The organism is Flagellimonas sp. HMM57, from assembly GCF_021390175.1.
GTDB lineage: Bacteria > Bacteroidota > Bacteroidia > Flavobacteriales > Flavobacteriaceae > Flagellimonas.
This window is the reverse complement of record NZ_CP090004.1, coordinates 2,394,674-2,411,132: the sequence shown is the minus strand read 5'-3', so window position 1 is coordinate 2,411,132 and position 16,459 is coordinate 2,394,674. Positions and strand designations below refer to the sequence as shown.

The following is a 16,459-nucleotide window of genomic DNA, read 5'->3' as shown; positions in this document are numbered from 1 at the left end:
CTAATTAGTTTTTGCTCATTGCAGATAGCATACCACCATAAACTCCGTTCAGAGAAGAAAGGTTAGTTGCCAAAGATTCCATTTGGTCTTTCAATGCACCAGCATTCTGTACCACTTCTTCATTAATTGAAGCTTGTCTGCTTGCGCTTTCCAACTGTACTTTGTACAAGCTGTTCAAAGATTCCATTTGAGCGGCGGCATGTGATAATTCTTCAGAATATTTCTTAGTATGCTGAATTGCATCTGTAGTAGGTGCAATACCTTTAGCAGCACCTTCAAAATTCTTGATGCTATCACCCAAACTTGTAAAAAGCTCAGAATCAATATTTGCCTCCTTAAGAAGATTATCCAATTTTTTAGAAAGAAGGCCTTCAGCTTCCTGAGCTTGCTTAGCTTCTTTCTTGTTCCCTTTAGCTTCACCATTGTTTAATTCTGGATAAACCAAGGACCAATCGTATTCATCATCTACTGGTTCAAATGCACTGATAGCGAAAATTAATGCTTCGGTAATAAGTCCAACCGCAAGAAGTAATCCACCGGTCAGTGGTCCAAATTCCCAGTGAAGGATTTTAAATAGTGCACCAATAATTACTACTGATGCTCCAAGCCCGTAGGCCATGTTAAACAGTTTTTTTGTTGATTTTGACTGTGCCATAATTCTAGTTTTAATTAAGTTATATAAATAAGTATTTGGTTACTGATTTAATATAATGTTCTCTCCTTTGCTTGTTACTAATTAGTTTGGAAGTCCTTGACCTCTGGTTGAATCTTCTTCGCCCATGTAATCTTGAACTGTTCGGAAACCGATATAACTTCTGGCGGAATCCTGATATTCATAATCTCTGGTACTTACCTGTAAGAAGTAAGCAACATCTTTCCATGATCCTCCACGAATAACTTTTCTTTTGTTTTGTTTTGACCCGATATTTGGATTCATTGTAGACAGGTATTCGTATGCACCCTGGTCAAAACTGGAGCTTGTCCACTCAGAAACGTTTCCTGCCATATTGTATAGGTTGTACTCATTAGGTTCGTACGATTTAGCCTCAACAGTATAAAGAGCAGCATCTGCAGCATAATCTCCCCGTTGTGGCTTAAAGTTGGCCATAAAACAACCAGTGTCACTAATTACATAAGGACCGCCCCATGGGTATGTTCCTCCTTCGATACCTCCTCGTGCCGCATATTCCCATTCTGCCTCTGTAGGTAATCTAAACTGGTTAACGAACTGTTTTCCCCTACTTTTTTGATCATCATTTTTAAACTTGGTTCTCCAAGAACAAAATGCTTTGGCCTGTTGCCAATTTACACCAACTACTGGGTAGTCGCTGTAAGCATCATGCCAAAAATAATCATTGTGCATGGGTTCGTTATAAGAGTATTCAAAATCACGAATCCAAACGGTAGTGTCAGGATAAATTTCCAACTCTTCTTGTTTAATAAAGTCTTTTCTACTGGCTGTCTTGGCTCTTGCAGCAGCCTCAATATCCATCCAATTATACTTGTATTTCAATTGAGTAACATCAATAGTTCGTTGACCGTTGTAGCTTTCTTCCTCTGGTATATATAAAGAGTCCATTACCTCGGCATAGTACTCATCTGGATATTCAGATGTATCCCAAGTTAAGTCAGCATCTTTGTTCAAGGCCCTGCCTTCATATCCAGTTTCGCCTAAGCCTGCATAATTGTCCAACATATATTTGTCATAAACCGAAAGTCTGGTAGTATCGGTATCTTTAAAGGCAAACTCCCCTATACCATCATCTTCTGGACCAATACCCAGTTCATCGGCAAGGATGGCCAATTTAGTTCTGGCAATGGAATCTTTCACCCATTCCACAAATTGACGATACTCGCTATTTGTGATTTCGGTGTCGTCCATATAAAATGAACGTACGGTAACTGTTCTGGTAGGAGCATTCAATACTTTTGCCTGGTCCTCTTCAGCCTTACCCATTACATAGGAGCCACGTGGAATAAGTTCCATTCCGTAAGGTTTCTCTGGATACCACTTTTTACCTTGGGCTCCGACTAGTTCACCTTTTGATCTTGATTTTGAACCGCAACTGGTGAGTAAAAAAACAAGTGCTATAGATGAAAAGAATAGCTTTCTCATACTTTAGGTTAAATTTTCGATTTAAGATTATAAACTGTGTAACACAAATTCACTATTCTCAAAACTGATTTTTGAATAAATTATTGTGTAGATACAATTAATGCTTAAAAATTAATTTATTAAATCAAAGCCCTTTTCTATAGGCTTTGAACCACCTTTCTGGAATGTTCTGGTTGCAAGCATCCAGATAGTCCTCTTCGGTGCAAGGTAATAACGCCACCGAATTTGTTTTAGTATGTTCTGTTAAAATTGTTGGGACTTCCACCCACCAACGTTCTGTAATATGGCTCTTGAAGAATACGAGCTCTTCTGTATCCGTTGGAACGGTAAACTTGGTAAAATCCTCACTTTTGGAGCTTGGAAATTCTTTTATCCTAAAACTAATACCTTCCAAAAAATACCATATAATCTGTGCTATCATTTGAAAAGCCTGCGAAGAATTTTCTCCTTCATATATACCGAACAAGGATACTTTATCACTAATTCCCGCATATCTGGCGATAGCGCAAATCTCCCTTCCTGTAAAACCATTTGGGGAAAAGTTTTTATGCAATCCCATTTCACATGCCCTAATTGCCCGTAGATCAAGACTTACAATATGGGCACTTCGCAATACCGGTTCCGCCAATCCTATATTTGCAGCAATATCACCAAGCCTGTAAGCATCAAAAAAAAGACGCTCCATTAAGTCTATCTCCTCTTGTGCATTAAAATAACTTTGATACCCAATATTTGAAAAGTTGAAAAGGTTGTTAGGCTTGTCCGTAATAATTTTACTCATATAAGAGTGCGAGGAAATTAATTCCTCATCTTCACCAAAGTCAAAACGACTATCAATAGATACTAAATTGACCATATTCCTAATATTGTCAAAAGCTCTGTAGGTAGGAAAAGTGATATCCTGGGTTCCCCCGATCACGACAGGAATGATGTTTTCTTCCAAGAGACCTGCCACAATTTCTTTGACAACAAAATAAGTATCCTCGACCGTATCACCTTCCTGTACGTCGCCAATATCCAAAATAGTGGAGTTCCAGTTGCCAGTCATTAACCGGTATAGCTGAATACGGATTTCATCTACATTTAATTTCTCCGGTTTTTTCTCAAAAGCATTCCTTGATTCCAAAACACCAAAAAGCGCTACTGTCGCATTGGCAAATACGGGCAATCCTTTTTTTTCGGTATGCTTGAAGATATTTTTACCTAACGCTTGAGGAGGCAATAGCTCGGAGAATGCTAAAACTTTGTCTTTTACAGGAACCAAAAAATCGAATGCCATACTACTTTTTTGCCTTTGGTTTGGCCTTGGTTTTTTTCTTGGGTGATTTTTTTTCAATGAGAGACTGTGCCTCTTCTAGAGAAATCTTAGTTGGATCGACATCCTTGGACAGCTCAACCTTGATTCTTCCCTTGATAATATTATGGCGGCCCCATCTTGCTTTTTCAATACGGATTTTTTCAGCAGGCCATTCTTGAATAAGCTTTTCCGCTTCCTTTATTTTTTTTGCTTCAATAAGTTCAACAATGTCCGCTTTGGTAAGATTATCAAAATCGTATTTTTTGTTCACATTGATGAACATTCCGTCCCATTTAATAAAAGGGCCAAAACGACCTACACCTTTGGTGACTTCTTTATCTTCATAGTGTGCAATGGGCGCATCTGCCTTTTGCTTGGCTTTTATCAATTCGATGGCCCTGTCCATATCAACTTCAAAAGCGCTTTCGCCCTTGTCCAATGAAATAAACTTTTTGCCAAACTTAACATAGGGTCCAAAACGACCTACGTTTGCCTCCACTTCTTCACCCTCGTATACTCCTAATTTTCTAGGCAGTTCAAAAAGCGTTAAAGCTTCTTCGAATTTAATTGTTGTAATGGACTGGTCCGGCAAGAGACTTGCAAATCTTTTTTCCTCATCATCAGCATCCCCAATCTGTGCCATTGGTCCAAAACGCCCTAAACGCACAAGAACAGGTTTTCCGGTCTTTGGGTCTTCTCCCAAAATACGCTCCCCACTGGCACGATCGGCATTTTCTTCAACTTCAAGAACATTGGGATGAAAATCTGAGTAAAACTCTTTCATCATTTTTTGCCAATCTTCGTCTCCAGTGGCTATTTCATCAAAATCTTCTTCGACCTTTGCTGTGAAATTATAATCAAGTATGGTCGTAAAATGATCCACCAAAAAATCATTGACTATAATACCTATATCTGTAGGCACTAATTTTCCCTTGTCCGAACCTATCATTTCAGACAGTTTTTTCTCAATAAGCTTACCGCTCTCTAAAATCAATTGGACATAGTGGCGTTCTGTCCCCTCTATCGTTCCTTTCTCAACATAACCCCTATTCTGAATTGTTGAAATCGTAGGTGCATAGGTTGAGGGTCTTCCGATGCCCAGTTCTTCTAACTTTTTGACCAAAGAAGCTTCGGTATAGCGGTACGGTGGTCTTGAAAAACGTTCGGTAGCTGTAATAAAATTATTTTGAAGTGTTTCTCCAACGCTCATTGCCGGAAGCATTCCTTCTTGCTCTTCCGCCTTGTCCTCTTCATCGGTTCCTTCCAAATATACCTTAAGGAAACCATCAAACTTTACTACTTCTCCATTTGCAGAAAATTCTTCACTGTGCGAACTCGCCTTAATTTTTACATTGGTTCGTTCCAAGGCTGCATCACTCATTTGCGAGGCCAAGGTCCGTTTCCATATCAATTCGTAGAGTTTGGCCTGATCACGCTCCAGCGAAGGATTGTTCAATTTCATATCCGTTGGGCGAATGGCCTCGTGCGCTTCTTGTGCACCTTTTGATTTACCAGTATAGTTCCTGACCTTACTGTAAGATTCCCCATAATTCTGAATGATAGCATCCTTTGCAGCATTTAAGGCTTCTTTGGATAAGTTTACACTATCTGTTCTCATGTATGTAATAAGACCTGCCTCATACAACCGTTGTGCGACCTGCATGGTCCTACCTACTGAAAAATAAAGTTTTCTGGAAGCTTCTTGCTGCAATGTGGAAGTAGTAAATGGTGCTGCCGGAGATTTTTTTGCAGGCTTCTTATCTAAACTCGCAACAGAAAAATCTGCTCCAATATTTTGTTTTAAGAATTGTTCGGCAACCTGTTTTGTTGGAAACATTTTATTCAACTTTGAAGCAAATACATTTCCGCTATTGGTTTTGAACTCTGCCTGTATCCTGTAGGATGCTTCCGGTTTAAAAGCTTCAATATCCCTTTCCCTTTCAACAATCAATCGCACAGCCACAGATTGTACTCTACCCGCTGATAGCCCCGGTTTTATTTTTTTCCATAATACGGGCGACAATTCATAACCCACTAGTCTGTCCAAGACTCTTCTTGCTTGTTGGGCGTTCACCAAATTGTAATTGATTTCCCTAGGATTCTCAATAGCCTTTTGGATTGCCGACTTGGTTATGGAGTTAAAGACAATACGTTTGGTTCTACTCTTATCCAATCCCAATGCCTCTGCCAAATGCCAAGAAATTGCTTCTCCCTCTCGATCCTCATCACTTGCCAGCCAGATGGTATCTGCCTTCTTTGCTAGATCTTTCAATTTTTTCACAAGAGCCTTTTTCTCCTTGTCAACCGTGTATTTGGGTTTAAAGTCGTTTTCCACGTCAACACCAAGTTCTTTTGAGGGAAGATCTGCAATATGGCCGAAACTTGATTCAACTTGGTAGTCTTTCCCTAGAAAGCGTTCAATGGTCTTCGCTTTTGCTGGGGACTCAACAATAACTAAATTTTTTGGCATGGAATGGGTTTTGAAGTGACAAAAATATATCAAATTTTCGATTTGATGCTACGCAGTATATATAAGAAGATAAATGGTCATCATAAAATGAACTTATGAAAGGTAAAATAGTATTCATTGAAAAACCAATTGCAAAATATTCGTCCAACACTATTTTATAGTTATTTTTAATGAGTACTTCAACCAAACACTCATGAAAAAAACTACACTTTTACTTTTTACTTTTTTAGCAGTATTTACTTTAGTTGAGACAAATGCCCAACGCAAGAAAAATAAAAAGGAGACCAAAAAAACTTTTCCAGAAAAACTCTACAATGGAATACAATGGCGTCTTGTTGGTCCTTTTAGGGGAGGAAGAGCGGGCACAGCAACGGGAGTTATCGGCAACCCAAACTTATATTATATGGGGACTGCGGGTGGTGGAGTTTGGAAAACTACGGATTCCGGTAGCAGTTGGAGCTGTATTTCCGATGGTTATTTTGGAGGGTCTATTGGAGCAATAGCCGTCTCTGAAGCGGATCCAAACATTATATATGTAGGCGAAGGGGAACAGACACTTAGAGGCAACGTTTCCTCAGGAAATGGTCTTTGGAAAAGTACTGACGCAGGTGAAACTTGGAAGTTTATAGGACTTAAAGGGTCTGAACATATTTCAAGAATACGAATTCACCCAACAAATCCAGATTTGGTTTATGTAGCCGCCATAGGAAATCTTTGGATACCCAACGAAACACGTGGTGTATACCGGTCAAAAGATGGAGGGGGTACTTGGGAGAAGATACTATATGAAAGTGATAAAGCCGGTGCAGGAGACCTTATTATGGACCCAAATAATCCAAGGATCATGTACGCGGCCACTTGGCAAATGAAACGAAATGGATATCGCATGGATAGCGGTGGACCGGATAGCAAAATGTACAAAAGTACCGATGGCGGAGATTCATGGACAGATATTTCCAAATATGATGGTCTACCCAATGGTCCTTGGGGCATAGTTGGCATTACGGTTTCACCCAAGGACTCCAATAGGGTTTGGGCTTTAATAGAAGTAGAAGATGGCGGTTTGTTTAGGTCCGATGATGCAGGAAAAACATGGAAGAAGATAAATGAAAACAGGGCACTGCGCCAAAGGGCTTGGTACTACACGCGTATTTATGCCGATACACAAAATGTGGATAAACTTTTTGTGATGAATGTCAGCTACGGAGTATCCACGGACGGAGGTAAGACCTTTACTTTAAAAAATGCGCCACACGGGGATCATCATGACCTATGGATTGACCCGAACAACAATCAGAGAATGGTCATAGCAGATGATGGAGGAGCACAAGTATCAAATGATGGCGGTGAAAACTGGTCCACCTATTACAACCAACCCACCGCACAGTTTTATAGAGTGACAACGGACAACGCATTTCCCTACCGTATTTATGGCGCCCAACAAGATAACAGTACGGTTCGAATCTATCACCGAACTTCGGGAAACTCCATAAATGAAACGCATTGGGAACCAACATCCGGTGGTGAAAGTGCACATCTTGCTCCAGACCCCAAGAACAATAATATTGTCTATGGAGGCACTTATAAAGGATATATGATGCGTAAAGACCATTCCGTAGACCAAACAAGATCCGTAAACATATGGCCTGATAATCCAGCAGGCTCAGGAGCGGAGGTTATGAAATATCGCTTTAATTGGAATTTTCCGGTAAAATTCAGTATCCATAACTCAAAAAAACTTTATGCCGGCTCTAACTATTTGCATGTGACCACAAATGAAGGACAAACCTGGAAAACCATCTCCCAGGACCTTACCCGAGGTCTTCCGGAGACGATAAAATCATCCGGCGGTCCTATTACGCAGGACAATACGGGAGCTGAGTTTTATTCCAATCTTTTTGCCATAAATGAATCTCCTTTGGAAGAGGGAGTCATTTGGGTTGGTAGTGATGATGGGCTTATCCATATTTCAAAAGATAATGGTGAAACTTGGGAAAACGTTACTCCGCCTTCAACTATGAGTCCTAAATTGAACATGATCAATTGTATTGACCCAAGTCCGTTCAAAAAAGGGACTGCATATGTAGCGGCAACATCCTACAAATTTGGCGACTATACTCCTTACTTATATAAAACCAATGATTATGGAAAATCATGGCAACTCATAACCGCTGGCATAAAAAGTAATCATTATACCAGGGCCATACGTTCTGACAAAGTAAAGGAAGGTCTGCTCTATGCTGGCACGGAATGGGGCATGTATGTTTCTTTTGATGACGGTATTAGTTGGTCACCATTTCAACTCAACTTACCCATTACGGCTATACGAGATTTACATGTACGGGACAATGATTTAATTGCAGCCACCCACGGACGTAGTTTCTGGATGATCGATGACCTAACTCCCTTACACCAACTATCTTCAGAAATGGCCAATAATTCATTTTTTCTCTACAAACCGGATAAAGCTTACAGAATGCAACAATCTGGTGGATGGTCCAAACCAAACATGAAATTGGTAGGGGAAAATCATCCTGATGGTGCAATCATCAATTTTTATATTGAAGATGTAAAAGAGGGAGATTCCATTAACATAGCAATTTTAGAATCCGATGGCAAACTTATCCAAGAATTTTCCAACACTGCAAAAGAGAACAAATTGAATCCCGAAGCCATAAAACCAATTAAGGTGAACTCTGGGGGTAATCGATTAATCTGGAACATGAGATACCCTGGGTTCAAAAGCTTTGAAGGCATGGTTTTTTACTCATCGCCCAATGTAGGGCCCAAAGCAGTGCCGGGAGACTACAAAGTGAGAATGACTTACAATGGGGAAACATTGGAACAATCGTTTACAATTAGCAAAGACCCCAGATTACCTAACACGGATGAAGATTATCAGAAACAGTTCGACTTTTTGATAAAAGTTAGAGATCAAGTAAGTAGGGCAAATTCTGCAATTTCTTCCATTAGGTCCATTGAAAAGGATTTGAACTATCTAAAAGAGAAAATAAAAGATAACGAAGAGATTCAAAATCTTGTCCAAGAATTTCAATCCAAATTGGATGTCTTGGAGAACAACATTCACATGACCAAAAACCAAAGTAGGCAAGATCCCTTAAACTATGGTATTCGTATCAACAATCGAATTGCCTTTTTGATGGCAGATTCCCAAAGAGGGGATTATCCGCCAACGGACCAGTCCTTGGAATTTTTTAAAGAAGTAACCAAAGAACTGGATACGGAAATCAATGCACTTGATAACGTATTGGAAGACTACATCCCAAAAATCAATAGTCATGTCTCCGAAAACAAAATAAAGATGATTTCTTCAAAGTAATATTCCTAAACCACAGTTGAATATCGAAATAAAAAATGCCCCTTTTTGAAGGGGCATTTTTTTAGTTCAGTCCTATCTGACTGATGAGTTTTATATTATCATCCAAATATTCGTATTGATAGAGTACCTCATCCCCTACCATGATCAAATGGCTTTCCAAGGGAATTACATCAAAGGTCACGATATCCTTAAAATGGTTTAAACTTATTAAATTATTCACATCTGTTTTATCGTAAACTTTCAATCCAGAACTTCCATCACAAATAAATAGCTTCTCATCTTTAATGCCAAGACCATAAGGTTCATCCATTGGATATTCAATAGTCAACTCTGGATTTTCAATATTGGAAATATCAACAATGAACAATCCGCTATCAATAGCACCACATCCATTGCCGCCACGTAAGGTCACATAGGCATAGTCACCATCTACGACAACAGGGTCACAGGCCGTACCGTGCTGAAATTCTGAAACAAACGTTGGAGTAGCGGGCGAGGAAATATCATAAATATACATTCCCTGCATACTCCCTAAAAATAAATGATTGTCCCGATTAAAGATGGTTTCAATATCGAACCCTGCGTAAACATCCTCTAAATCTTGGGGATTCTCCAAATCTGAAATATTGAATACATTAATATTATGACGATCAACGGCATACAGGTAATCATCAACAATTTTAAAACGCGCCAAAGAACCTCCCTGACCAGTATCTCCACCATTGGTCGATTCAGCCACTGCAGCATCATTGAAGAAATCGACTCTAGTTTGTTCCACTTCTTCAATCAATCTGCGCTCCGTGACCGTTTGCCATCCAATTACTATCTCTGTATCATAATCAAAATTGGTATACTCAACAATATCAGCTTCAAAAGGAAAGAAAACAAAGTTGCCAAGAACATTTTCCAATCTATTTACGGGTTTAATATTATCGATATCCGAGATGTCCAAAACCACTAAATCCATTAAACTGTCAGCATACAAAAAGTTATCTTTTATAGAGATATCAACGTTACCCGGAATCTTAATAAATGAAACTTTTCGAGGTTGTTGGGGATTACTGTTGTCTATCACGTGAATCCCTTGACTTTTGTCGTTGATAAAAATATAATCTTGATACGTATATACTTTTCCAGATTCATCGATGGGACGAGGAACCTCTATGGATAAGCTTGTCGCAAATTCAGCCTTACTTATAATTAAAGGGCGTGCGACCAAATATTCTGCATAATCGTCATCTTTATTATCACAGGACGAAAAAATCAATACGAGGATGCCCAAGGACATTAAAATTTTCTTTTTCATTTTTGTTTAGTTTTTTTGTTAGAATAGTATTCTTTAGATTAAAAAACTTAAACAAAGTTGCGTGGTAAACTTAAAAAAATTACAAACGGGATGGAAAACCAACTGCTTCTTTATAAACAAAATAGGCAGGAACCTTGCTAATCATTGCGGTAAAGAATACACCAACAAAGCAAAGCAAGACTCCAAGTTGGCCAATAACTCCCATTAGCAAGAGTAATCCAAAAATAACTCCCCAATTTTTGTTCCCAAGGGCGAAACTTGCCTTTGTAATGTCCATCGCACTCAGTTCTTTATCAAAAGCCAAGAATACCGGGAAAAGTGATAAAGGAACAATTAAATAAAACATACCCAATCCACAGGCCAAAAACCCTAAAATACTAAGCCCGAACATGATCAATGAAAGCGATAAAGCCTTGACCAAATATTCCTTTTTGAAGTAAAAAAAATAGCCATCGACCGGTTGGTTCAAATCTTTTAGCCAACATATTCTTAAAAATCCCGCATTCAAACACAAACTGCAAACCATTACACCCAATAGAAAAACAGGCATAAACAAAAGCATGAACAATGCAGCAGCCGGTGGCATCTCTTCATTTTGAAATGCTTCAGGGTCTGCGATACCAAAAGCCAACATGGGTACATAAAGCAAAATATAAAATGGCAATATGGACACAAAAGTCAAAATAACGATTACAAATCCTTCCAACCACACTTTTTTAAAGAGCTCTAAGGAATTATTGAAAACATTTCCAAATTCCAATGGCTTGCTTTCACTTATTTTTTGGGATAAATCATCAATATTCATAGATTCTTAATTGGTTAAATTAAAATTGAGGCTAACAATAACTTAATAATACCTAAATATAGTATTAAAATGTACTGCCAAATTGTCACCAACATAGAATATGCATTATCTTTGCATCCCATTATAACGAAATGACAGCGAACGAAAATATAGAGAAAGTTATAGATGAAAGCCAACAAGGGAACACCTTGGCATTGGAGAAGAACAAAGACAACAATAGAAAGCTCTACATTGAGAGTTATGGTTGCCAGATGAATTTTTCCGATAGCGAGATTGTAGCTTCAATCTTAGCGAAAGAAGGTTTTAATACCACGCAAGAACTGGAAGAAGCGGATTTGGTATTGGTCAATACCTGCTCTATTAGAGAAAAAGCAGAATTGACCGTGCGCAAACGCTTGGAAAAATTCAACGCGGCCAAAAAGATAAATCCAGGAATGAAAGTGGGAGTGCTTGGCTGTATGGCCGAACGTCTAAAAAGCAAATTTCTGGAAGAGGAAAAAATCGTTGACATGGTTGTGGGACCAGATGCCTACAAAGACCTGCCCAATCTTATACAAGAAATTGATGAGGGTAGAAACGCTGTTAACGTAATACTGTCCAAGGACGAAACCTATGGCGATGTTGCCCCAGTGCGATTAAATTCGAACGGGGTAAGCGCCTTTGTGTCCATTACACGCGGTTGTGATAATATGTGCACCTTTTGTGTGGTTCCGTTTACCAGGGGGCGCGAAAGAAGTCGTGACCCACAATCTATTCTAGAAGAGGTCAATGACCTTTGGAAAAAAGGGTTCAAGGAAATTACGCTACTGGGCCAAAATGTGGACAGTTACCTTTGGTATGGCGGGGGATTAAAAAAAGACTTTGAAAAAGCTTCGGAAATGCAAAAAGCCATTTCGGTAAATTTTGCAAAGCTTTTGGAATTGACCGCAAGTGCCCAGCCTAAAATGCGCATTCGTTTTTCTACTTCCAATCCACAAGATATGACCTTGGATGTTATAGAGACCATGGCCAAGTATGACAATATCTGTAATTACATACACCTTCCCGTTCAAAGTGGCAGTGATAGAATTTTGAAGGCAATGAACCGTCTTCATACAAGAGAAGAATATTTTGAATTGATCGATAGTATTCGAAAAATCATCCCAGACTGTGCCATAAGCCAAGATATGATTGCTGGTTTTCCTACGGAAACCGAAGAAGACCATCAAGACACCTTGAGCTTGATGGAATATGTAAAATATGACTTTGGTTTTATGTTTGCATATTCAGAAAGGCCTGGTACCATGGCAGCAAGAAAATTGGATGACGATGTCCCGGAGGATATCAAGAAAAGACGCTTGAACGATATCATAAATCTTCAACAACGACATTCCCTCTTCAGAACCCAACAACATCTTGGCAAAATCGAGGAAGTTTTAATTGAAGGACCTTCAAAAAAATCAGATGCGCATTGGAAGGGAAGAAATTCCCAAAATACCGTTGTTGTTTTTCCAAAGGAAAATTACAAAGTCGGGGATTTTGTCAATGTAAAAATAAATGAGTGTACCTCTGCAACGTTGATAGGAGAGGCTGTTGCATATTCAAAGAACAATTAAAGCATGGAAAACGTTCAATCCATAAAACAACGTTTTGAACTTATAGGCAATGATGTAAAGCTCAACCGGGCTTTGCAAAAGGCTATTCAGGTTTCCCCAACAGACATTTCGGTGCTGGTAACTGGGGAAAGCGGTGTTGGTAAAGAGGCTATTCCAAAAATCATTCACTCGCTTTCGCATAGAAAGCATGCTAAATACATTGCGGTAAACTGTGGTGCCATTCCCGAAGGAACTATAGATAGTGAGCTTTTTGGTCATGAGAAAGGTGCCTTTACAGGAGCTACACAAACCCGAAGCGGTTATTTCGAAGTAGCTGATGGTGGAACCATTTTTTTGGATGAAGTTGGGGAATTGCCATTGACCACGCAAGTAAGACTGCTTAGGGTTTTGGAGAATGGTGAATTCTTAAAAGTAGGTTCATCTCAAGTGCAAAAAACAGATGTGCGGATTGTAGCGGCCACTAACATAAATATGTTCGAAGCCATTGAAAAAGAAAAATTTAGGGAAGACCTTTACTATAGATTAAGTACCGTAGAAATAAGCATCCCCCCACTCCGTGACCGCCAAGAGGACATTCATTTGTTATTTAGAAAGTTTGCTTCAGATTTTGGTCAGAAATATAAAATGCCCACTATCCGTCTAGAAGAACATGCAGTTCAATTATTGTTAAAATATAGGTGGCCGGGCAACATCCGCCAATTACGAAATATAGCAGAACAAATTTCTGTCTTAGAAGAAAATAGGTCCATAACGGCATCTACGCTCAACAGTTACCTACCCAATGCCAATGCCAGTAATCTACCTGCTGTTGTAGGGCAAGCAAAAAAGGATAGTGACTTCAGCAATGAAAGGGAAATTCTCTACAAGGTGTTATTTGATATGAAGGGTGACCTCAACGACTTAAAAAAACTTACCTTGGAGCTTCTAAAGAACAATGATTCCGAGAAAGTACAGGAAGAAAACGAGACGTTGATCAGAAAAATATACGGAAATGAAGAGGATGAGATTCCACCACAAGAAAACAGAACAACTGAAGTGCTTCATTTACCCGAGCCAATTGTAGAAACAACCAGTGCCACAGTAACACAACCACAGGAAGATCGTTATCATTTTGCTGAAGAAATTGAAGAGGAAGAGACCTTATCGCTACAGGAAAAAGAAATTGAACTGATCAAAAAGTCATTGGAGCGAAATAGGGGAAAACGGAAAGCAGCAGCTACGGAATTGGGTATCTCAGAAAGGACCCTGTACAGAAAAATCAAACAATATGATCTCTAGATTTCAAAATCTTTTGAAAATGTCACAAGAACAAAAGCTGATGAGAAAAAGCAACTACAAACTGGGAATCCTTTCCCTTGTACTATGTCTTTACGGTTGCGGAGCATATAATTTCTCAGGAGCGGACATTGGAACGGCCAAAAGTTTTCAGGTGAATTTTTTCCAAAATTACGCGGACCAGAGTCCGGGCTCTGTCATTGAACCTGGTTTGGATAGGGATTTCACCAATGCTTTGCAAGAATTAATTACCAACTTAACAAGTTTGGCGCTTACGGGCAGTAACGGGGATTTGTTGTACGAAGGAGAAATTGTAGAATATAGGGTTGTTCCCATGACTGCAACAGCAGACCAACTTACAGCTCAAAACCGTCTTACTATGAGCGTTAATGTTAGGTTTTTTAATAAAACAAAAGAAGAAGTGGATTTTGAAAAACGTTTCTCCTTCTTTTTTGATTTTGACGCAACAGCTACATTGGCCTCGGTGCAGGCCCAAGCCCATGAAGAAATTTTTGATCGTATCACCCAAGATATTTTTAATGCTTCGCTAGGAAATTGGTAGACCCCATGAATGTATCCGACTTCATACAAATTATTCAAAAATCAGATACCATTCTGTCACCAAAACAGACAAAGGCGTTAGAGGATATTATTGATGAATACCCTTATTTTCAGACTGCAAGAGCACTACATCTTAAAGGACTTAAAAACCTGGATAGTTATAAATACAACAGCGCATTAAAGGTTACAGCTGCCCATACCGCAGATAGAGATGTACTTTTTGATTTTGTCACGTCCAAGGAATTTGTCCAAAACAATATTGCGGACACTATAATGGGTCGTACCCAAAAGCTGGAAGATAAAAAGGCCGTTTCTGAAGAAATTCAGCCCAATCCAGATATGGAGACCATTCTTGGCGAATCTAAAGAGGGTGCCTTGCCGCAGAACCTTCAAGATGCGGAACGTATCCTGAACCCAAAGCTTTTTAAATCTAAGAAGCCTGAAATAGAAAAACCAGATCCATCAGAAAAAAAAAGCCCTGATGTTGATTTGAACATTGGAAAACCAATTCCCTTTACAAAAAAAGAAAAACACTCTTTTACGGAGTGGTTGCAATTGGCCTCTAAAAACCTTTCCGAAGAAACCGAATCTGAAGAAACGGCAGCGTTGGAAAAAAAGAAAAAGTTCGATTTATTGGACAAGTTTATAGAGAACAAACCCAAGATTGTTCCAAATGAAGACTCAAAGGCAAAGGTGAAGATAAAAGAGTCCACAAAGATGAATACCAATGAGCTGATGACAGAGACTTTGGCTAAAGTGTATTTAGAGCAAAAAAAGTATAAAAAAGCGATTCAAGCCTTTAAAATATTGAGTTTGAAATATCCAGAAAAAAATGGTTTCTTTGCAGACCAAATTCGGACAATAAAGAAGCTTCAGAAAGAAAACGAATAATAGAAAATCATGAGTACGTTTACAATATTTTTAATACTAATTATCATAGTGTGCCTTTTATTGGTATTGGTCATTATGGTTCAAAACCCTAAAGGCGGCGGTTTGTCTTCTTCATTTGGAGGTGGAGGCAACCAAGTAGTTGGGGGCGTAAAAAAAACAGGGGATTTCTTGGACAAAAGTACTTGGACGTTGGCATCCCTATTAATTGTTTTGATCCTTGTTTCCAATGTTTCCCTTAAAGGAAGCTATAGTCAAGCCGATTCCAAACTATTACAAGGTGATGATGTAGAAACTACAATTCCAGAGACTGTGCCAGAAGAAGTTCCAGAACAACTTCCACCTGCTACAAACGATAATCCAGCGGATACGATCAACTAACAGCAATGACAATATCCTATAAAAATGCCGGCTTGAGTGACAAGCTGGCATTTTTATTTTCTAATAATGTCAGTTTTTAACCAATGGCATAATTTCTGCCCAAAAAATTCAGAATTTTTAAATTAATCAAAAAATCAATAAAATGGCTAAAGTCAATATCAAACCATTAGCAGACAGAGTTCTTATAGAACCTGTTGAAGCTGAGACAAAGACAGCTTCGGGAATCATCATTCCTGATACCGCAAAAGAAAAACCACAAAAAGGAAAAGTAGTCGCCGTTGGTCCAGGCACCAAAGATGAAGCAATCACTGTAAAAGTGGGCGATACCGTTCTTTATGGAAAATATGCCGGTACAGAACTAAAACTAGATGGTTCTGATTATTTGATGATGCGCGAAAGCGACATTTTAGCAATTGTTTAATAAA

The 16,459-nt window shown here is 39.0% G+C and carries 13 protein-coding genes; 7 read left to right on the top strand and 6 right to left on the bottom strand.

Annotation, left to right across the window (positions count from 1 at the left end):
- Positions 1 to 4: 4 nt before the first annotated feature.
- The 4 genes from gldL to topA all read right to left on the bottom strand — a co-directional run bounded on the left by gldL (position 5) and on the right by topA (position 5,883).
- A complete protein-coding gene (gene gldL / locus LV716_RS10670; protein ID WP_163417721.1) occupies positions 5 to 655 on the bottom strand; it encodes a gliding motility protein GldL in 651 nt (216 codons plus the stop codon).
- Positions 656 to 736: 81 nt separating this feature from the next.
- Entirely contained in the window at positions 737 to 2,116 is a 1,380-nt protein-coding gene (gene gldK / locus LV716_RS10665) for a gliding motility lipoprotein GldK (RefSeq protein WP_163417720.1), read from the bottom strand.
- 124 nt (positions 2,117 to 2,240) lie between these two features.
- Complete coding sequence (locus LV716_RS10660) at positions 2,241 to 3,395, bottom strand: formimidoylglutamase (protein WP_163417719.1); 1,155 nt, start codon at positions 3,393 to 3,395, stop codon at positions 2,241 to 2,243.
- Position 3,396: 1 nt separating this feature from the next.
- The gene (gene topA / locus LV716_RS10655; RefSeq protein ID WP_163417718.1) at positions 3,397 to 5,883 is read right to left on the bottom strand and encodes a type I DNA topoisomerase; all 2,487 of its coding nucleotides are present in this window, start codon (positions 5,881 to 5,883) and stop codon (positions 3,397 to 3,399) included.
- Positions 5,884 to 6,076: 193 nt separating this feature from the next.
- Between topA and LV716_RS10650 the strand changes: the two genes are divergently transcribed.
- Positions 6,077 to 9,223, top strand: a complete 3,147-nt coding sequence (locus tag LV716_RS10650) for a glycosyl hydrolase (RefSeq protein WP_163417717.1) — start codon at positions 6,077 to 6,079, stop codon at positions 9,221 to 9,223.
- Between the two features lie 61 nt (positions 9,224 to 9,284).
- Here the strand turns inward: LV716_RS10650 and LV716_RS10645 are convergent, their stop codons facing one another.
- Positions 9,285 to 10,529: an LVIVD repeat-containing protein gene (locus tag LV716_RS10645; protein WP_163417716.1), complete on the bottom strand. Its 1,245-nt coding sequence runs from the start codon at positions 10,527 to 10,529 to the stop codon at positions 9,285 to 9,287.
- A gap of 79 nt (positions 10,530 to 10,608) precedes the next feature.
- Positions 10,609 to 11,334, bottom strand: a complete 726-nt coding sequence (locus LV716_RS10640) for a hypothetical protein (RefSeq protein WP_163417715.1) — start codon at positions 11,332 to 11,334, stop codon at positions 10,609 to 10,611.
- A gap of 131 nt (positions 11,335 to 11,465) precedes the next feature.
- On the opposite strand from LV716_RS10640, the gene miaB reads away from it, so the two are divergent.
- From miaB to groES, 6 genes are all read left to right on the top strand, one after another.
- Positions 11,466 to 12,929 (top strand): tRNA (N6-isopentenyl adenosine(37)-C2)-methylthiotransferase MiaB, encoded by a 1,464-nt coding sequence (gene miaB / locus LV716_RS10635; protein WP_233759111.1) that lies wholly within the window; start codon positions 11,466 to 11,468, stop codon positions 12,927 to 12,929.
- Positions 12,930 to 12,932: 3 nt separating this feature from the next.
- Positions 12,933 to 14,207 carry a sigma-54-dependent Fis family transcriptional regulator gene (locus tag LV716_RS10630; protein WP_163417714.1) on the top strand — a complete coding sequence of 425 codons (1,275 nt, stop codon included), beginning with the start codon at positions 12,933 to 12,935 and terminating at the stop codon, positions 14,205 to 14,207.
- Positions 14,208 to 14,247: 40 nt separating this feature from the next.
- Entirely contained in the window at positions 14,248 to 14,766 is a 519-nt protein-coding gene (locus LV716_RS10625) for an LptE family protein (protein WP_163417920.1), read from the top strand.
- A gap of 5 nt (positions 14,767 to 14,771) precedes the next feature.
- On the top strand, positions 14,772 to 15,656 hold the full coding sequence (locus LV716_RS10620; RefSeq protein ID WP_163417713.1) for a hypothetical protein: 885 nt from the start codon (positions 14,772 to 14,774) through the stop codon (positions 15,654 to 15,656).
- 9 nt (positions 15,657 to 15,665) lie between these two features.
- Entirely contained in the window at positions 15,666 to 16,034 is a 369-nt protein-coding gene (gene secG / locus LV716_RS10615; RefSeq protein WP_163417712.1) for a preprotein translocase subunit SecG, read from the top strand.
- A 142-nt stretch (positions 16,035 to 16,176) separates the two neighbouring features.
- Positions 16,177 to 16,455 (top strand): co-chaperone GroES, encoded by a 279-nt coding sequence (gene groES / locus LV716_RS10610; RefSeq protein ID WP_055396737.1) that lies wholly within the window; start codon positions 16,177 to 16,179, stop codon positions 16,453 to 16,455.
- The last annotated feature ends 4 nt before the right edge of the window (positions 16,456 to 16,459 follow it).